This is a genomic window from Pseudomonas cremoricolorata, assembly GCF_000759535.1.
In the GTDB taxonomy this organism is placed as follows: domain Bacteria; phylum Pseudomonadota; class Gammaproteobacteria; order Pseudomonadales; family Pseudomonadaceae; genus Aquipseudomonas; species Aquipseudomonas cremoricolorata_A.
Window position 1 is genome coordinate 1,691,436 of the sequence record NZ_CP009455.1, and the last position, 18,572, is coordinate 1,710,007.

Here is an 18,572-nt window from a genome sequence, read left to right on the forward strand (position 1 = left end):
TTTGAATGCCGCAGGCTCAGCGGATTTCGACGTTGTAACGGAAGTGGCTGGCATGCCCGCGCGATCGGCGCCATTCCAGAGGCGCGCCGGCGTAGTCGCACGCCAACCGCTCGATGACCACCACAGGGCTGCCTACGTCGATTTGCAGCAGGCGCGCATGAACGGCCGTCACGGCCTCTGCCGTCAGGGTTTCCGAGGCCCGCGCCACCACCTGGCCACACAGCGACTCGTAGACGGGATAAAGCAGTGGTCCCTGGCGCTGCAGATTGACCGTAAGCAACGGTAGGAAGCGGCTCTTGGGCAGCCATATCTCTTCGGCTAGCACTGGTTGCGCGTTCAACAAGCGCAAACGCACCAGACGGATCACCTCCGTACCGGCCGGCAGGCTGAGCACCTGGCTCACTGCAAGCGGCGCCTGAAGGGTTTCCATGGCCAGAATTCGGCTCTCGGGGACTAGCCGTTCGCCATTAAGGCCTTGAAAGCGGAAGAAACGGAACAGAGAGGACTGGAACTGCGGACGACGAATGAAGGTGCCGCGCCCTTGCTGGCGCTCGAGGACCCCCTCACTGACCAGAACGTCGATGGCTTTGCGAACGGTGCCGACGGAAATCGCATACTCGCTGGCCAGCGCTGCTTCAGTGGGGATGGCTTCACCTGGCCGCCAGCGATTCTGGGCGATCTGTTCGGCCAGTTCATCACGCAGACGCTGGTAGCGCGGCAGGCGGTCATCACGTTGGAATGCGGACATTGTTGTAGTTATCCAGTCATATATATCAATGTGCGGATGAATATAGGCCCGCCCGGGCGGAGCGTCAATCCACCGGTCGTCAGTCTCAATACTCATGCGGCGCCAGGGCGGGACATGCGCCAGCCGTTGTGAATCCCGCGATTCCGAAGCCCTGCGTGATTGCCCGGCGCGTTGCTCAGTGAAGGTGGAGAAGGGCGAGCACGGGCGAAAGCAGACTGCTCGGCGCTCGAGACGTCGGTCACGCCATGAGCATCAATCGCCTGCATCTGACAGAGCACCGACTTTCCAAGCCCTATGACTTCGCCGAATCAGCCCCGGTGGACCTTATGGCTGAGGATGATCGACGTGGTGGTTTTTTCAACGCCCGGCACGCTGCCGATCTGATCGAGCAACTGATCGAGTTGCTCCGGCGAGTCGCTGCGCAACCAGGCGACATAGTCGAATTCGCCACTGACCGTGCACAGCTGCTGCACTTGGCCCATGGCGCTGAGGCGTTTGACCACTTCCTTGCCGGCGCGCGACTGCACCTTGATGCCCACGTAGGCTTGCAGCCCGCCATCGATCAGACGTTGGCTCAGGCGCACGCCATAGCCGGTGATGACCTGGGCCTGCTCCAGGCGCGCCAGCCGCGAGTTGACCGTGGTGCGGGCAACGCCCAGATGGCGGGCGAGATTGGCAACGCTCTCGCGGGCATTGATCTGCAACAGCTCGATCAGACGACGGTCGGTGTCATCCAGGGTCACGGGGCGCAGGGGCGGCATGGTTGGGCTCGATAAGCGTGGGCGGCCAGACTAGCCAGCCCGGGCCGTACAGAGCAAGCCGGCCGTCATCTGCTGCGGGCGGTTTTTGTAGTCTCAGGCACAGGTTCGGTATCATCCGCGGCTATCCGCCTGCGGGGCGCCAGTAACAGGTACACAGGGTTGAGCAAGATCCATTTCGATGTCGACGCCGTCTATTGCATCTCGCTGGACACCCGTGGCGACCGCCGCGAACTGTTCCGCCAGGGCATTGCCAGCCAGATGAGCAACCCGGTGCTCTTCCACGTCGTCGAGCGCGCCAGCGACCCCCGTCAAGGCTGCTACGAATCCCATCAGCAGCTCGCTCGACTGGCCTTGGACAAAGGCTTCGCGCGCATTCTGGTGTTCGAAGACGACGCCCAGGCCTACCCGCTCAAGCCCGGCCAGGTCGACTGGATCAACCGCTTCATGCGCCGCCAGCCATTCCAGGCCCTGCACTTGGGCTACAGCATGGGCAAGACCTGGCTGACCTGGTTCCCGTTCATCGCCCGCGGTCGCGTGGTGGCGCTGCATGCCTATGTGCTGTCGCGCGAGGGCTGCCAGATTCTGGCCGACACCCCCTATGAGGGCATGCCGGTCGACGTGCTGTTCAAGAAGCGCATTCGCCAGCACTGCGTGTTCCCGATGATGTATCGCCAGCTGCCCGCCGAGGTGGCCGGCAGCGACCTGGAAACCGTGGTGCGCAACGAGGACGCATGGTGGGCACGCAACTGGCGCAAACACTGGCTGTCGCCGTTGAAGAACCTCTGGCGTACCGCGCTGCGCCTGGGCTTCTGAAGCCGCGCAGATTGCGCTGACGGTAAACCGAACGATCCCGCTCGCCGCCGGTCAGTTTTCCAAGCCGGCGCTAGGCGACACGTAGCATTTCCTACACAGTGCGAAAACCGGCGGCAACGCCGGCCTGACCACGCACGGTCAGGTACCGTCACCAAGGAATGCACGACATGAATAAAAGCAAGGATCTGAGCCAGCTGGAAATCGACGGGGTGTTCTGCATCAGCCTGCGCGAACGCACCGACCGCCGCGCGCTGCTCGAGGCCGAATTTCTCGGCAGCGGCCTGAACATCGAATTCCTCATCGTCGACCGCGACGCCCACAGCCCCGAGCGCGGCTGCTTCACCTCCCACGTCAGGTGCGCCGAACTCGCCCTCGAACGCGGCTACCGCCACGTGCTGATTCTCGAAGACGACGCCACGCTGATGCAGTTCCAGTCCGTGCAGGTGCAGCAGATCAACGCCTTCCTGCGCCGCCGCGACCCCGAACAACTCTACCTCGGCGCCAACCTCGGCAGAGTCTGGCTGACCTGGAACCTGGGCATCGCCCGCGTACGCGCCAAAGGCACCCACGCCTACATCCTCTCCACCGCCGGCTGCCAGCGCCTGCTCAGCCACGCTCCATACAGCGGCATGGCCATCGACAGGATCTACTGCAAACATTTCAAGGGCTACATGTCGTTCCCCATGCTCAGCCAACAACAACCCGAAGAAATCGCCCCCAGCGACGTCCTCGCCGCCCGCTCCACCGACGGCACAAGCCCCGACGCCGACTTCTGGAAAGGCAACTGGCGGCGGCAATACACCGAGGCGTTCAGGAATATTGGCAAGACGGTGTTGCATCGGGATTTGTAGGGGCGGCGCCTGACGGCTTCTGGCGCTCGACCTGCCTCAATACGGTTCGAGCCTGCCCAGTAGAGCCATTGCCTTGTTGGCTTCAATAGCGCGCCTTTAGAATGGCCGGCCCTCGCAAGGCAGGAAACACCATGTGGTTCATGAATAAAAAAACGCTCAGTGCCGAGCAGGCGACGGCGCTCCATGAGCAGGCCTGGGCAGCGTTTCGCGAGCAGGATCTGGACACCGCGCAGGAGTGCTTCCAGACCCTTGCCAAGGCGTGTCCCGCCGACGCACGCTGGATGAATGGCGTTGGCGCGGTGAGCCTGGCACGTGACGATCGCGCCGATGCCCGCCGACACTTCCAGAAGGCCGCCGATCTTGATTATCCCGGCAGCCACTACAACCTCGGCGTCATGGCCTACCAGGACGGTAATCACGACGTCGCCCGCCGACACTTTCTTAGGGCTGCCGAGCACGATTATCCAGGCAGCCACTACAACCTCGCGACCATGGCCTTCCAGGAGGGTGATCACGACACCGCCCGCCAATATTTCCAGCAAGCCGCCGAGTATGACTGTCCCCGCAGCCACTTCTACCTTGGCAGCATGGCCTACCAGAATGGCGATCACGATGCCGCCGTCGAGCACCTCAACAACGCCGTGCGCCACGATCATCCGGAGGCGCTGAACCTGCTCGGCGACGTCCATCTGCATGCCGAGCGCTATCGCCCGGCCGAGCAGGCCTACCGGCGCGCGGCCGAGTTGGGCCATGTCGACGGCTACAACAATCTTGGCCTTCTGTACTTGCAGCTCGAAGACTATGAGCAGGCCAAGCAGGCGCTGTTGCAGGCCCTGCAATCCGACCACGTCTATGCCCAGCACAACCTGGCTGTGGCCTATCACCGCCTGGGCGAACTCGAGCAGGCCGAGCGCTGGTACCTGATCTCCTTCTCTCAGCACGGCAACCTGCAGTCGCTGGAGAACCTTGGGCACGTGTATGGCGACAGTGGGCGTGAGGTCGAGGGCCAGGCGCTGGTCGCGGCCTCCGACAAGCTCTACGAGGATCAGCCTCTGAACGATTACGAGCAGGCGTTGATCGACCGGTTGCTGGCCTGAGGACAGTATCTGGCGTGTTTGTCCCAGAAACACAAAAGCCGCGCTTATGCGCGGCTTTGACGTTGGTGGGCCCACACGGACTCGAACCGTGGACCAAAGGATTATGAGTTGCTGGGTAAGCTGTGAAGCCTAGAATAATCATTGGAACGTAAGCGTAGCTTAACATCCTAGCGTGATGTATAGGTTCAGGGTTTCAGCGTAATCTGGAGAAGGTACGAAAAACTTATTGCTGTACCGCTACTGTACCGTGATCTTAACCGCTGGCAGCTTTTGTAAGACTTCTTCACCGAGCGAGCTTCTTGAAAAATCGGCCCTCTATGGGTCGGGCAAGCTAGCATTCCTAGAGAAAATTGACGATTAGGAATACTAGCGCTAGCAAGGACAGGGCTTATATAGCTTCACAGAAGCTGCAGGATTAAATTGGGTGGTCTACCTCTGACTCGAATCCAATATTTCACTTGCTTTATAAATAACTAGGGTAGGTACCATTCTACCATGTTCCTAATGTATGTTGGAGCTTGAGCTATGGTGCTTTTGAAAGAGATGTCTGATTCGGAAATGGAGCATATGTATGGTGTAAGTTCTGCGACTTCTTCAGGTGGAAATCCATATCGCATCAATAACATGTGCATCGCATCATTTGTACCAAATCGTAATAGTTCAATCATTTTGTCTGATCGATTGTCGTTGCTTATGTTCTTATAAATTTTAAATGATCCGACAAAAGTGTCAGAAAGCGAGAAAGAAATTACTTGATCCAAGTAGTCGTAAGTATCGAAAACGATGGCGTCGTAACTTACTTGCTTTGCTGGAGTGCCTTTTTCGTAAATTGAGTATGATCTTTTTAAATTGCTGTCAGGCAGTTTGTTTGCCGGTTGCGAAAATTCTGCATCTCCTGCTCCTTTATATGCACGGCGAGAAATGCGGCTGTAGCGATTGCCGACGATTTCTTTGAAAGATATGCCTTGGAAGGTTTGAAGCATTATTCCAATTGCTGTCTTAAATACAGCTAGTTCTCCTTCATGTAGCGAGCGCCCTAATGCTCCTTCGTATATCGCCCTAAAATATTCTATAAGTTTTATTCGAGTGTCGCGATTGACATCGCCGCGCAGTACATCTTTAAGGTGTTCGCTCCCACTGTAAAGTATGTCTAGTATATTCGCCGCCGCCTCAAGAACTTCTACAGACGAAAGGCGTTCAATTTTAGATCTCGGCAGATGCAGTTCGTCGTCAAATGTTTCGTCCTTAATCGCTTTCAAAAGCTCGGCGGAGTCGCCATTTTCATCATATGGCAAGTCAATAACGGATTTCTCGTTTAGTCTAAAGTTCTGATTTATTCGTTCAGTAAAAAGCTTAGGATTCTTGGTAAATACATATCCAAAGTCAAATTTTGCCTTATCGGAGAGCCGACCTGCTCTACCTATGAGATTCTTAAATGATAAGGATTTTTCCTCATCTCCATCACCTTGGAATCGCATATTGTCAAGCCATACGATATCAAAGGGCATGTTGACCCCTTGTGCCAATGTGCTAGTAGCAAAGCAAATTTTTGCGTACCCAGAGCGAATGAAGTTCTCAACCATAAATCTCACCTCCAATGGAACAGAGCCGTGGTGAATCACAACTCCCTTCTTTAGAAGCTCAACCATTCTTGAGCGATGATCGTCTTGGTTTGCGCCAAGAAGGACTTGTACAGACTCAATTATTTCTTTAGCTAGAGGTTCGGAAATAATAGGAAAATTTTCTATGTATTTTTCGTGTCCGTCTAGAAACTTGCCGTTGTAAATAGATGCTTTAGAGATATATATTAATATAGAATGCTTGCCATTGAAGGCGAATTTGTTAAATCCATCTTTGAGTTCAACGCATTCTCGAATTCGATAACCTTTCTCTTCAAACGGCGAGAATATATAGTCGCGCCCATTATTATGTTGAAAAACGCAGACCTTACCCACTGTGCCATGTGTATAAGATCTGGCATAACCACTGTCGCTAGAAATTCCATGTTTTTTAAACTGAGCGTCTGGATTGTCTACGAACGGGTGTGCAAAGATTAGTTTTGCACTCGGAAAAGCTTTTTGAATACGTCGAACTACTACGTCAAAGATAATCCCGCGAGATTTGTCTTCTGAGACATGCGCTTCGTCAAAGAAAAATGTTCTAATCTCAAGTTTTGCTGATGATACGAAAAGGTCCCTTGCTCTCTCTGGTGTAAGGACGAATATCCGCCTTAGATTTCTACTTGTGAAGACGACGTCAATGAAAGGAGTGATCATCACTCCTTTTATACCCTGAAACCTGTCTTTCATTGTATTTATGTATTCGGCGATCAAAGCCCGAGACGGCACAACAACAACCGCGTCTCCACTCTGTTCCGCAATGAAGTCACGTATAGAATAAGACTTGCCTGCGCTTGTCGGAGCAGAAATAGAAATAAATTGTTTTTTATCAACTGCACGTCTTACACTCGCCTGGACCGGAGTCAGATATCTTCCATAGGCTTTATTATGAGCTTCTCCGATAGAGCTTAAAAGTAACGAATAAAGGTTGTCTGGATTGGATATTTTATAGAACAATCCAAGTGCAGAGATGATTTTCTCCTCTAGACTGGCAAAGATTTCTGGGTGAAAAATTCGAAAGTAAGATAATGTTTCAAGGATGTCCGAGCTAATAGGACCCTGTAAATGAAGGTGCTCAAAAACGTTAGCGAGGTCTGAGAGGGGGTCAAGAGTTTCTTTTATTTTTCTAGCTTTCATGAGTTACACCTACCATATACACAAAGCTGACCTTTTTCTCGGACGCAAACTCAATAGCCCTCTGTAACGCATTTTTGTATATTGTTAGAGGCTCTTTTGCATTTACGGAAAACGCTGCAATAATTCCATGTAAGTTATCATTTAAATTTTTAATGCTTGCTGGAGAGGCTAGGCTTGTTAGGTGTACCCAATCTCGCTTGTGTTTCTTCGCGACAAGAAATTCGCTAGCTTGGTCCAGGGCAATACCATAGGTAGTGCTATTTGAGGAGTATTTAGCTTCGCCGAAATTTATATGATCAGCGGTGCAAACGCTATGGAAGTCAAATCCCTCGTTTTGCTTTGCTTGTGGCTTCCATAACTCCGCTATCGGGATAAGTGTGTGACTAAGTAATAGTTCTAAGGATTTAGCCGCACCCATGGATACCATAAGTTCGCCAAAATCTTCTACAATACTACCGGCTGACTCTGCTGCTTTGAAGATTTTGATGAGTAATTCGGACGTTTCTTGAACGGTAAATTCGTATGCCTCTCTGGCTCCGATATCTAGATCCACCATCCAAGAGGTATCAACAATAGAAGAAGTAAGCATTTTTGATATCTGTGATATCTGCGTAACATGGACATGGCAGATCTTAACAAACTGCATTTCTGTCGAGTTAAGAATCTCAGTGAACTCGCATCCCCAAGATAAATCGGGGATCACCCTCCCATAACTTACAGACATACGGATACCTCAGAGGCCCGAGCCCTAAAGACAGTCTGTCTTGCTGCTGATAGTTTAATTGGTTGCGATGAGCTGCAATGTCGATGGCAAATCTTCTTGCTGAACTGTTCGTGAAGAGCAGTACGCAATATTGACACATTTTTGTAATCTATCGCCTGTGGCGAGTCGAATGAGGTGATAAAAGATACAGCCGGAGTGGACCGGCTCAGCGTTTGCAGAGATGGGGTTATAACAGGGGGGAAGTCCATTTCTCAACCTTTCGGGGAGCCTGTGTCGTCCAGATCATAACGAAATCTAGCGTAAGTCCACTATGGTTTCGTCGTACTTTTGCCATGCCTTTGCGACGAATGCGCCGTGGGAGTGGGCAAGCGGTCGCTAGCTGACAGGCAGGAGGTAGCACCGATTCCTAGGCGCCAGCTTTGTGATCCTGAAATAAGCCCTGCAAGAGCCAGCGCAAGGTGTCACCACGATGGCCGCTAGCCAGCAGTCCAATCCGGACGGTAGGGCTATTGATGGGCATATAGGGCTAACCGTGCGCTGTATGACGAAGCACCGTCGCTTCGCCTATCCTGCAATAGCCCACTCAATTGACGTATCTTCGTCATGACGAACGGGACTTGATAGCAGGCAGCGGCCGATCGGCTTAACCCTATACATCGTATCAGCGACTAAAAGATACAGCTGGTAGAGCACTCCCTAATGGGGGGGGGGCAGCTTCCGGGCATCAAGGGGTGAGTTGCTTCAGGTGCTCACCCGTTAGGTGCCCACGCAAGGCGGGCAGTCGATAATCGACAAACTTTGAACCATTTCAAATTGTGGCCCATGGATGAGCCTGTTGCGAATGGCAATAGTAATCCATTGCCGCATGGGAAACTCTCAGACTTACTCACTCTTTCCTACAGGTGTAGTGGTCTAATAAAACCGGACACCCATTTAGGCGAGAATGCTCGCACAGAGAGGTGTCTGATGACCAAGCAACGTCGTACCTTTACCCCTGAATTCAAACGCGAAGCTGCCTGCCTGGTGCTCGACCAAGACTACAGTCATGCCGAAGCAGCCCGCTCGCTCGGCTTGGTGGAGTCGGCGCTACGCCGTTGGGTTAACCAGCTTCAGCAGGAGCGTGGCGGCATCACGCCCGCCCGCAAAGCGTTGACCTCAGAGCCGCAGAAAATCCAAGAGCTCGAAGCTTGGATAACGCGCCTTGAACGCGAGAAATCGATACTGAAAAGGCTACCGCGCTCTTGATGTCGGAAGATCTCGAGCGTACTCGCTGATCCTTCAACTCAGCGCCCATGAGCCGGTTGATTGGTTGTGCGAGGTGTCCGAAGTCACTCGCTCAAGTTACTACACACATCGTCTTAGAAAACGAACTCCGGACGTTGAGCGACTGCGATTGCGCAGCCGAGTGAATGAGTTGTTCACGCGAGGGCGAAGTGCGCCCGGCAGCCGTAGCATCAAGGCAATGATGCAAGAAGAAGGTGAGCAAAGTGGGCGGTTCAAGGTGCGCAGCCTGATGCGTGAACTGGCGTTGGTTAGCAAGCAGCCTGGGTCGCATGCGTACAAAAAGGCCACGGTGGAGCGGCCAGAAATTCCGAATATCTTGAACCGAGCGTTTGATGTCCAAGCGCCAAATCATGTGTGGTGTGGCGACATCACCTACGTTTGGGCGCAGGGCAAATGGCACTATCTGGCAGTTGTCCTCGATCTCTATGCACGCAGAGTGGTGGGCTGGGCACTATCAGAAAAGCCGGACGCAGACCTTGTGGTCAAAGCGCTGGACGTGGCGTACCAACAACGCGACAAGCCTCAAGGGGGACTGTTCCACTCCGACCAGGGATCGCAATATAGCAGTCGTCAGTTCCGCCAGAGACTCTGGCGCTACCGCATGCAACAGAGCATGAACCGCCGAGGCAACTGCTGGGATAACGCGCCGATGGAGCGAGTCTTTCGCAGTTTGAAATCAGAGTGGATACCGACCACGGGATACCTGACTGGGCAGCAAGCTCAACGAGACATCAGCCAGTACCTGATGAACCATTACAACTGGATACAGCCCCACCATTTCAACGGTGGACTGGCCCCGGCGAAAGTGGAAGAAAAACTCAAAACTGTGTCCGGAATGAGTTGACCACTACACGCCAGAAACACAAAAGCCGCGCATTTGCGCGGCTTTGAGTATGGTGGGCCCACACGGACTCGAACCGTGGACCAAAGGATTATGAGTCCTCTGCTCTAACCAACTGAGCTATAGGCCCCCAGAAGGAGGCCGGATTATAACGGGGGAATGGGAGAGGTGCCATCTGAAAGATCTGTTGGTGCTATACGAAGAAACTGCGCCGCGAATTCGGCGGGGGGGAGGGGGAGGCTGACGTAGTAGCCCTGGATCTGTTCGCAGCCTTCAGCGGCGAGGAATTGCTGTTGGGCTTGGGTTTCGACGCCTTCGGCGATGATGGTCAGTTGCATGCTGCGGCCCAGGGCGATGATGGCGCGGGCGATGGCGGCGTCGTGGGCGTCTTCGGGTAGGCCGCGGATGAAGGATTGGTCGATCTTGAGGATGTCCAGTGGCAGGCGCTTGAGGTAGCTGAGCGAGGAGTAGCCGGTGCCGAAATCGTCGATGGCCAGCTGTACGCCGAGCTGTTTGAGCTGATCGAGCACGATCAGGGCCTCTTCGGCCTGGCTCATGATGAAGTTTTCGGTGATCTCCAACTGCAAGTCACCGGCTTCCAGGCGGTAGGCCCCAAGCAGTTGCTCGATGCGTCCGGCGAGGTTGGGTTGGCGCAGTTGGGCGCCGGCGAGGTTGATCGACAGGGGGCCGAAGGGCAGGTACTCGGCTTTCCACGCCTGCATTTGCCGGCACGCTTGCTCCAGCACCCAGTCGCCGAGCTGGAGAATGCTGCCGTTGTCTTCGGCCAGGTGAATGAAATGCTCGGGCGGCACCTCGCCGAAGGTGGGGTGGCTCCAGCGAATCAAGGCTTCGGCGCCGACCAGGCTCTGCGTCTTGAGGCTGAACTTGGGCTGGTAGCACAGGCTCAGTTCGTTGCGCTCGATGGCCCGGCGCAGTTCGTGCTCCAGGGCGATACGCTCGCTGGCCTGGGCGGTGAGATCGCGGGTGTAGGCTTCGACGCGGTTGCGGCCCTTGGCCTTGGAGCGGTACATGGCGGCGTCGGCGTTGCGGATCAGGCTGGCGACGTCGGTGCCGTCCTGTGGATAAAGGCTGATGCCGATGCTGGCGCTGGTGAAGAACTCGTGCTCGCCTGCCTGGAACGGCGCGACGAAGCAGGCCAGCAACTTGTTGGCGATGGCACTGGCGTCACTCGGGCGGTGCAGGCCTGGCAGCAGGATGATGAACTCGTCGCCGCCCAGACGCGCCACGGTATCGACGTCGCGTACCTGCTCTTTCAGGCGCTGGGCAATGCCTTTGAGCAGCAGGTCGCCCACCGGGTGGCCGAGGCTGTCGTTGATGTGCTTGAAGCGGTCCAGGTCGAGGAACAGCACAGCGCCCTGGTGGCTGGAGCCTTGCGAGCAGGTCAGGGCGGCTTGCAGGCGGTTCTCGAACAGCGCGCGGTTTGGCAGCCCGGTCAGCGGGTCGTGGTGGGCTTGGTAGTCGAGCTTGGCCTGGGCGTGCTTGAGGCTGGAGATGTCGGCGAACACCGACACGAAGTGAGTAATCTCGCGCTCGTGGTTGCGCACCACGCTGATGGTCACCCAGCCAGGGTACAGTTCGCCGTTCTTGCGCTTGTTGCAGATCTCGCCTTGCCAGTGGCCCTCGGCAGTCAGTTGGTGCCACATCGCCGCATAGAAGGCGCTGTCATGTTGCCCTGACGCCATCAGCCGGGGTGTCTGGCCCAGAGCTTCGATCTCGCTGTACCCGGTGATTTCGCTGAAGGCACGGTTGACCGCGCTGATGTGCTGCTCAGTGTCGGTGATCAGCACGGCTTCGGCGGTGTTCTCGAACACGGTAGCGGCCAGTTGCAGTTTTTCCTGCATCAGGTGGCGTTCGGTGATGTCGCGGGCGATGGTCAGCATGCAGTCGACACCGGCGATGGGCAGTGGTCGAGCAGACAGCTCGCACAGGCGAATCTGCCCGTCGCTGCGCCGGATCAGGCAGCTGAAGTCACGCACGAAACCGTCCTGACGCAGGCGCTCGACCAGGCGCCGGCGTTCGTCGAGGTCAACCCAGATGCCCAGCTCGAGAGCGGTCTGGTTATTGATCAGGGGGTTGAGGTCGTAACCGGTCAGGCGACAGAAACCCTCGTTGACTTCGATCAGCAGGCCATCGCTCTGGCGCGACAGCAGCAGACCATCGGGCGAGGCGTGGAAGGCCTTGGCGAACTTCTCTTCTGAGGTCTGCAGTTGTTCCTGGGTTTGCTTGAGCTGGCTGATGTCGCGCACCGCGACCACCATCGCCGCGGTGCCGTCGAGGTCGAAGGTCTGCGCCGAGGTGAGGCCGGTGAAACGCTGGCCGTTGCTGCGCCGGAAGGTCATCTCCAGGTTGCGGATGCCGCCACGGTGCAAGCGTTCCAGCAGGCTGGGACCGGCTTGCTCGGCTTCCCACAGGCCCAGTTCGGTGGCGGTATGACCGATGACCTGGGCATGCTGCAGGCCGATCTGTTCTTCGAAGGCTTCGTTGACATCCAGCAGGCAGCCATCGCTGTGGCGGGCGATCACCAGAATGTCCGGACACTGCTCGAACACCGAGGCGAATTTCTGCTCGGACAGGCGTAGCGCATGTTCGGCGCGCTTGGTTTCGCTGATGTCGATCATCAGCCCGCGCATCAGCGGTTTATGGCCCTGTTCGATCATGCTGACGATGTTGCGCACCCACAGCGCACGCCCATCGGCGCGGATCACTCGGTAATCGAGGCTATGGTCGCGCCCGGCGGCGGTCTCGCTTTCGCAGTAAGTCTGCGCCCACAACGCGTCGTCGGGATGCAGGATGCTGCGCCAGAACCCCGGTTTGAGCCATTCCTTGAGGGCATAACCGAGCAGGCCCTCGGCGTGGGGCGAAACATAGCTGTAGGTGAACTCGTTGGCGTCGGCTTCCCAGGCAATGGCCGACAGGCTCTCGATCAGGCTGCGGTAATGGTACTCACTGCTGCGCAGTTCCTGTTCGAGAGCGATGCGCCTGGAGATTTCCGAGCTGAGCCGGCGGTTGATGCGGATCACGATCGCCAGCACCACGATCAGCAGCAGCAGGGCGGGCAGACCGTAAAGCAGCAGGTCGGTCCACAATGTGCGCTGATCGAGTGCGTCGGCCACCCAGCGCTCATGGATTGCGTCGATTTCACTGGGCGACAGGTCGGCCATGACCTTGTCGAGAATCGACACCAGCAGGCTGCTTTCCCTTGGCGCGGCCATCGCCAGTTGGTAGCGATACGGGGTCTGGCCACTGACGTGCAAGCCATCGAGCTTGAGTTCGCGCAGGCTCCAGATGCTCGAGGCGAGATCGCCGACCACGGCATCGACCTGGCCGGTGGCCAGCGCCTGCAAGGTCGAGCTGACGTTGGCCATGGCCACCAGGTTGAGGTCGGGATGGTGGGTGCGCAATAACTCGTGGGGGGCATAGTTGTCCACCACAGCGATTTTCAGGCCGTAGAGATCCTGCAACGAGCGCGGTTGCGGGCCGCCATTGTGCGCCAGGATGACGATTGGAAAGTCCAGGTAGGGGCGGGTGAATGACAGGTATTGCTGGCGCTCGGGCGTGGACATGACCCCGGCCAGCAGGTCGAGCCGATTGTTTCGGGCCTGATCGAGCAACTGCGTCCAACTGCTGGGCGGCAGAGCGGTGGCGGTGATGCCCAGCCTTTTCTCGATCAACCCGATGTAGTCAGCGGACAGGCCCTGGTAGCGGCCGCTGGGGTCACGAAATTCGAACGGCGGCCAGGCCGAGTCGACGCCCAGTCGGATATCTGGATGTTTACTGAGCCAGTTCTGCTCTTCTTGCGTAAGGTTCAGGGCGCTGGCAGCCGTCGTCCAGAGGGACATCAACAGCAACAGGCAGGCCGGCAGCAACCGCATAACAGCGTCTCGATCAAGGGCGTTGAGTCGAGTGTAGACGGGCATTTAGCCCGCGCTGGACGCGTGAAGATTTTGTCTTTGAGGTGGGAAAAATGACGCCAAGTGGCTGTCGCCAAAGCCCTTTATGCTCGGGCGTGTGCACTGAGACGGTGCGCGCTGAAAAGAAAAACCCCGGCCTGGGCCGGGGTTCTTTGATCACTCGTCGAGGAACGAGCGCAGGTGCTCGCTTCGCGTCGGGTGGCGCAGCTTGCGCAGCGCTTTGGCCTCTATCTGACGAATCCGCTCGCGGGTGACATCGAACTGCTTGCCCACTTCCTCGAGGGTGTGGTCGGTGTTCATGTCGATACCGAAGCGCATGCGCAGTACCTTGGCTTCCCGTGCAGTCAGCCCCGACAGTACATCGCGGGTCGCTTCCTTGAGGCTTTCGACGGTAGCCACGTCGATCGGCGACTGCATGGTGGAGTCTTCGATGAAGTCGCCCAGGTGCGAGTCTTCGTCATCACCGATTGGCGTCTCCATGGAGATCGGCTCTTTGGCGATCTTCAGCACCTTGCGGATCTTGTCCTCAGGCATTTCCATACGCTCGCCCAGCTCTTCCGGGGTCGGTTCACGGCCCATTTCCTGCAGCATCTGCCGGGAAATACGGTTGAGCTTGTTGATCGTCTCGATCATGTGCACCGGAATACGGATGGTGCGTGCCTGGTCGGCGATCGAGCGGGTAATGGCCTGACGAATCCACCAGGTGGCGTAGGTCGAGAACTTGTAACCACGACGGTATTCGAACTTGTCCACCGCCTTCATCAGACCGATGTTGCCTTCCTGGATCAGATCGAGGAACTGCAGACCGCGGTTGGTGTACTTCTTGGCGATGGAGATGACCAGACGCAGGTTCGCCTCGACCATTTCCTTCTTGGCGCGACGGGCCTTGGCCTCGCCGATGGACATGCGACGGTTGATGTCCTTGATTTCGAGCACGGTCAGGCCGGTCTCGGTTTCCAGGTCGATCAGCTTCTGCTGGCAGGCGACGATGGCGGCGTCTTTTTCGCCCAGCGCGGCAGCCCACTTGGTGCTGCGCTTGGAGAGATCGCCGCTCCAGGTCTGGTCGGTTTCGTTGCCGGGGAACAGGCGCAGGAAATCGGCACGCGGCATACGCGCGTCACGGACGCACAGTTGCATGATGGCCCGCTCCTGGGCACGCAGGCGGTCCAGAGCACCGCGAACGCGCTCTACCAGTGCCTCGAACTGCTTGGGCACCAGCTTGATCGGCATGAACAGCTCAGCCAGGGCGAGCATGGCAGCGATGCTGTCCTTGTGCCCACGGCCGTGCTTCTTCAGCACTTTCAGGGTGGCGTCACGTTGCTCGGCGACAGCGCCGAAACGCTGTGCAGCCAAGACCGGGTCCGGGCCGCTTTCGGTTTCTTCTTCTTCGCTGTCGCTGTCGTCGCTTTCTTCTTCCTCATCGTCGTCCGTCTTGGCCGCAGGCTTGGCGCCTGGAACCGGCAGGTCGTCGTTGGGGGCGGCGATGTTGTCGTCAGGATCGATGTAACCGCTGAAGACATCGGACAGGCGGCCACTCTCGGTGGTGACGCGCTCGTACTCGCTGAGAATGTGATCGACGGTGCCCGGGAAGTGAGCGATGGCGCCCATGACTTCACGGATGCCTTCCTCGATGCGCTTGGCGATTTCGATTTCGCCTTCGCGGGTCAGCAGTTCGACGGTGCCCATTTCACGCATGTACATGCGCACCGGGTCGGTCGTACGGCCAATATCGGTTTCAACGGCCGCCAACGCAGCGGCAGCTTCTTCAGCGGCGGCTTCGTCGGTGTCGGCTTCCGCCAACAGAAGGGCATCCGCATCCGGAGCACTCTCGAATACGTTGATCCCCATGTCGTTGATCATGCGGATGATGTCTTCCACCTGTTCCGGATCTGAAATATCCTCCGGCAGGTGGTCGTTGACCTCCGCGTAAGTCAGGTAGCCCTGCTCACGACCGCGGGTGATCAACTCTTTGATACGAGACTGCTGTTGCGCTTTTCCGGACATAACACCCTATCCACTGAAGGTCTTGGCGGGCAAAAAACAAGCCGAGGATTATACCCGAGCATGGACCTCACGCGCCAGTTGAGGTCGGGGTTTGTGCTGGAACATGTCGAATGAGCAAGGCAACCAGTTCGGTTTTTTCTTCGCTGGTCAGCGCAGGGCCATGGCCACTATCGCTTAGACGCGCCTGCTTCATCAGATGTTCAAGCCTTCGCTCGCGCTGACGAGCGGATAACCTGGTTATGGTGTCGATAAACTGCTGTTCAAGGTTTTCCCCATCGATCAGCCACTCCTTCTCGGCAAGGGCCCGAAGCAGACGACCCTGGTCGGTGCCGTGCCAGCGGGCGATCAGTTGCATCGAGCTTAGACCAGGATTTTTCTGTGCGGCTTCGATCAAGGCCACCAGCAACTGACTGTAGACGTGGTCTTCGTCGGCGAAATGGCTGGCATTTTCCACCTTTCCCGCCAGCAGCGGATGATGCAGCAGCGTACGCAGCGCAGACAGGGTGGGCGGTTCCACGGGTGCCGGCACCCGTGGCGGCGCGTCGCGTTGACCGTCGCGCTGCCAGGGTTTGCCACCCTTCTTGCTCCACGGTTTGTCCTGCCACTGCTTCTTGCCACTTTTCTGCGCAGTCCACGGCTGCTGTTCCAGCTGGGGCTGCGCGTGCTCGAACTGCGTATAGTCGTCGTAGTTCGGGGTAAAGCTGGCCATGGCGTCGTAATCGTAGCCAGGGTCGTAGTCCGGCGTGCTGGCCGGCGGCGCTTTTTGCGCCAGTTGCTCGACCTGCTGGGGATCGAGGCCAGTGATTTCACGCAAGCGATTGCGCATCAGCTGACGCAGGTTGGCGCCTGGCACCTGTTCGATCAGCGGCGCAGCCAGCGTGGCCATGTGCGCCTTGCCTTCCAGCGAGCGCGGGTCGGCCTCGTTGCTCAACTGCTCGAAGAAGTAATCGGCGAGCGGCTGAGCATGCTGGTTGATCCGCGCATGGAAAGCATCGGTGCCCTCTGCGCGAACCAGGCTGTCCGGGTCTTCGCCTTCTGGCAGGAACAGAAATCGCGCGCGTCGACCATCCTGCAGGCTGGGCAAGGCGGACTCCAGCGCACGCCAGGCCGCCTTGCGGCCGGCCTGGTCGCCGTCGAAACAGAACAGCACGCTGGGCACCACGCGGAACAAGCGCTTGAGGTGCTCTTCGCTGGTGGCCGTGCCCAGGGTGGCCACGGCATTGCGCAAGCCTTGTTGGGCCAGGGCAATGACGTCCATATAGCCCTCGACGACGATGATTTCGTCGAGGTTGCGGTTGTGCTTGCGTGCCTCGAACAGGCCATACAGCTCCTGGCCCTTGTGGAATACAGGGGTTTCCGGCGAGTTGAGGTACTTGGGCTTGTCGTCGCCCAATACCCGACCGCCGAAGGCGATCACCCGGCCACGGCTGTCGCGGATAGGGAAGATCACCCGGTCGCGGAAGCGATCGTAGCGCTTGCCGGATTCGGCGTTCTCGATCAGCAGGCCGGCGTCGATCATCACCTTGTGCTGCAGTGGATCGGCGCCCAGGTGCTTGAGCAGGTTGTCCCAGCCAGGGGGGGCGAAGCCCAGGGCGAAGTCGCGGGCGATCTCGCCCGACAGGCCGCGGCCCTTGAGGTATTCGACCGCCGTCTTGCGGGTCGGATGACTGCGCAGCGCCTGGCGATAGAACTCACTGGCGGCGGCCAACAACGGATAAAGCGGTGAATCGGTTGGCTGGCGCGGCTTTTGCCCGCGCCGGCTGTCTTCGCGTGGCACTTCCATGCCGGCTGCCCGAGCCAGCTCCTCGACGGCCTGGGGGAAGTCCAGGTTGTCGTGGTCCATGATGAAGCCCAGCGCGTTGCCGCCTGCGCCGCAGCCGAAGCAGTAGTAGAACTGCTTGTCTGGGCTGACCGTGAACGACGGGCTCTTTTCCTTGTGGAAAGGGCAGCAGGCGGACAGGTTCTTGCCGGTTTTTTTCAGCTGGACGCGCGAACTCACCACGTCGACGATGTCGGTGCGGTTGAGAAGATCGTCGATGAAGCTCTGTGGAATCAGCCCGGCCATGGTCGTCTCGTCATCTGGCTACTGGCAAGTCTAAACGCTTGCGCGCAGCTTCGCGGCCAGTGATGAAAGTGGGAAAAGCGGGAAGGGTGTGCGCGTCGCCAGCCTCGAAAGGCTCGTCAGTAGCACGTGCACCGCTGGTCCAGGACCAGATCTGACGTCATGTAGCAGGTTGCCCGTAGCTTGTGCCGGGGCGCAATAGGCGCATGGCCTAGAGCTTGAAACTACAACTGCCATTAGCCCGGCGCAGGGCCGGGCTTGGCAGAAGCTTTGCGACGACGTCTGTATTAGTACAGACGAACGGCGCGGCGCTGTTCGCGCTGAACTTTCTTGGCGTGACGCTTAACAGCGGCAGCAGCCTTACGCTTACGCTCTGCGGTGGGCTTTTCGTAAAACTCGCGGCTACGAACTTCAGCCAATACACCGGCTTTTTCGCAGGAGCGCTTGAAACGACGCAGAGCGACGTCGAAGGGTTCGTTCTCTTTAACTTTGACGGCTGGCATCCAGGGCTACCTTAATTCATTACCGGGGTAGACGTACTCCTGGCAAAACAATGGTGTGCTGGAGAACGTCGGTTTTCAAGGGTTGCGGATGTTACCCCGTAGCCAGCCGGAATGCAAAGCCTCTGATCGAAAACCGCTGGTCGGCACCTGGCACGGCGACTATCATGCGCGGCTTCGAATTCAGCCTCTACAAGGC

The 18,572-nt window shown here is 57.4% G+C and carries 12 protein-coding genes and 1 tRNA gene; 4 read left to right on the top strand and 9 right to left on the bottom strand.

Going from position 1 to position 18,572, the window contains the following annotated elements; genetic code table 11:
• Positions 1–16: 16 nt before the first annotated feature.
• Together LK03_RS07290 and LK03_RS07295 are read right to left on the bottom strand one after the other, a co-directional pair.
• Positions 17–748, bottom strand: coding sequence for a GntR family transcriptional regulator (locus LK03_RS07290; protein WP_038411723.1), 732 nt, complete (start codon positions 746–748; stop codon positions 17–19).
• Between the two features lie 308 nt (positions 749–1,056).
• Complete coding sequence (locus LK03_RS07295) at positions 1,057–1,509, bottom strand: Lrp/AsnC family transcriptional regulator (protein WP_038411724.1); 453 nt, start codon at positions 1,507–1,509, stop codon at positions 1,057–1,059.
• 159 nt (positions 1,510–1,668) lie between these two features.
• On the opposite strand from LK03_RS07295, the gene LK03_RS07300 reads away from it, so the two are divergent.
• The 3 genes from LK03_RS07300 to LK03_RS07310 all read left to right on the top strand — a co-directional run bounded on the left by LK03_RS07300 (position 1,669) and on the right by LK03_RS07310 (position 4,270).
• Positions 1,669–2,322, top strand: coding sequence for a hypothetical protein (locus tag LK03_RS07300; RefSeq protein WP_038411725.1), 654 nt, complete (start codon positions 1,669–1,671; stop codon positions 2,320–2,322).
• 167 nt (positions 2,323–2,489) lie between these two features.
• A complete protein-coding gene (locus tag LK03_RS07305) occupies positions 2,490–3,173 on the top strand; it encodes a glycosyltransferase family 25 protein (RefSeq protein WP_038411726.1) in 684 nt (227 codons plus the stop codon).
• Positions 3,174–3,313: 140 nt separating this feature from the next.
• Positions 3,314–4,270, top strand: a complete 957-nt coding sequence (locus LK03_RS07310; RefSeq protein WP_240478650.1) for a tetratricopeptide repeat protein — start codon at positions 3,314–3,316, stop codon at positions 4,268–4,270.
• A gap of 473 nt (positions 4,271–4,743) precedes the next feature.
• Here LK03_RS07310 and LK03_RS21885 read toward each other — a convergent pair whose 3' ends face one another.
• Positions 4,744–7,026 carry a DEAD/DEAH box helicase gene (locus LK03_RS21885; RefSeq protein WP_081951575.1) on the bottom strand — a complete coding sequence of 761 codons (2,283 nt, stop codon included), beginning with the start codon at positions 7,024–7,026 and terminating at the stop codon, positions 4,744–4,746.
• The gene (locus LK03_RS21890; protein ID WP_081951576.1) at positions 7,016–7,750 is read right to left on the bottom strand and encodes a hypothetical protein; all 735 of its coding nucleotides are present in this window, start codon (positions 7,748–7,750) and stop codon (positions 7,016–7,018) included. Before LK03_RS21890 ends, LK03_RS21885 begins: the two co-directional genes overlap by 11 nt.
• A gap of 966 nt (positions 7,751–8,716) precedes the next feature.
• On the opposite strand from LK03_RS21890, the gene LK03_RS21895 reads away from it, so the two are divergent.
• A protein-coding gene (locus LK03_RS21895; RefSeq protein WP_156109521.1) for an IS3 family transposase occupies positions 8,717–9,878 on the top strand; the annotation gives its coding sequence in 2 pieces (ribosomal slippage) (positions 8,717–8,976 and positions 8,975–9,878; 1,164 coding nt in all).
• A gap of 50 nt (positions 9,879–9,928) precedes the next feature.
• On the opposite strand, the gene LK03_RS07325 is transcribed toward LK03_RS21895, so the two are convergent.
• From LK03_RS07325 to rpsU, 5 genes are all read right to left on the bottom strand, one after another.
• Positions 9,929–10,005 (bottom strand) — tRNA-Ile (locus LK03_RS07325).
• Between the two features lie 16 nt (positions 10,006–10,021).
• Positions 10,022–13,768 (bottom strand): bifunctional diguanylate cyclase/phosphodiesterase, encoded by a 3,747-nt coding sequence (locus LK03_RS07330; RefSeq protein WP_038411731.1) that lies wholly within the window; start codon positions 13,766–13,768, stop codon positions 10,022–10,024.
• A gap of 195 nt (positions 13,769–13,963) precedes the next feature.
• The gene (gene rpoD, locus LK03_RS07335; RefSeq protein WP_038411732.1) at positions 13,964–15,811 is read right to left on the bottom strand and encodes an RNA polymerase sigma factor RpoD; all 1,848 of its coding nucleotides are present in this window, start codon (positions 15,809–15,811) and stop codon (positions 13,964–13,966) included.
• Positions 15,812–15,878: 67 nt separating this feature from the next.
• Positions 15,879–17,876: a DNA primase gene (gene dnaG / locus LK03_RS07340; RefSeq protein WP_038411733.1), complete on the bottom strand. Its 1,998-nt coding sequence runs from the start codon at positions 17,874–17,876 to the stop codon at positions 15,879–15,881.
• Positions 17,877–18,160: 284 nt separating this feature from the next.
• Positions 18,161–18,376, bottom strand: coding sequence for a 30S ribosomal protein S21 (gene rpsU, locus LK03_RS07345; RefSeq protein WP_003255575.1), 216 nt, complete (start codon positions 18,374–18,376; stop codon positions 18,161–18,163).
• Positions 18,377–18,572 lie beyond the last annotated feature (196 nt).

What these genes read in the sequence shown, in the direction of transcription:
- LK03_RS07290 (WP_038411723.1), bottom strand. Translation starts at nt 748, where the DNA reads ATGTCCGCATTCCAACGTGATGACCGCCTGCCGCGCTACCAGCGTCTG.
- LK03_RS07295 (WP_038411724.1), bottom strand. Translation starts at nt 1,509, where the DNA reads ATGCCGCCCCTGCGCCCCGTGACCCTGGATGACACCGACCGTCGTCTG.
- LK03_RS07305 (WP_038411726.1), top strand. Translation starts at nt 2,490, where the DNA reads ATGAATAAAAGCAAGGATCTGAGCCAGCTGGAAATCGACGGGGTGTTC.
- LK03_RS07310 (WP_240478650.1), top strand. Translation starts at nt 3,314, where the DNA reads ATGAATAAAAAAACGCTCAGTGCCGAGCAGGCGACGGCGCTCCATGAG.
- LK03_RS21885 (WP_081951575.1), bottom strand. Translation starts at nt 7,026, where the DNA reads ATGAAAGCTAGAAAAATAAAAGAAACTCTTGACCCCCTCTCAGACCTC.
- LK03_RS21890 (WP_081951576.1), bottom strand. Translation starts at nt 7,750, where the DNA reads ATGTCTGTAAGTTATGGGAGGGTGATCCCCGATTTATCTTGGGGATGC.
- LK03_RS07330 (WP_038411731.1), bottom strand. Translation starts at nt 13,768, where the DNA reads ATGCGGTTGCTGCCGGCCTGCCTGTTGCTGTTGATGTCCCTCTGGACG.
- rpoD (WP_038411732.1), bottom strand. Translation starts at nt 15,811, where the DNA reads ATGTCCGGAAAAGCGCAACAGCAGTCTCGTATCAAAGAGTTGATCACC.
- dnaG (WP_038411733.1), bottom strand. Translation starts at nt 17,876, where the DNA reads ATGGCCGGGCTGATTCCACAGAGCTTCATCGACGATCTTCTCAACCGC.
- rpsU (WP_003255575.1), bottom strand. Translation starts at nt 18,376, where the DNA reads ATGCCAGCCGTCAAAGTTAAAGAGAACGAACCCTTCGACGTCGCTCTG.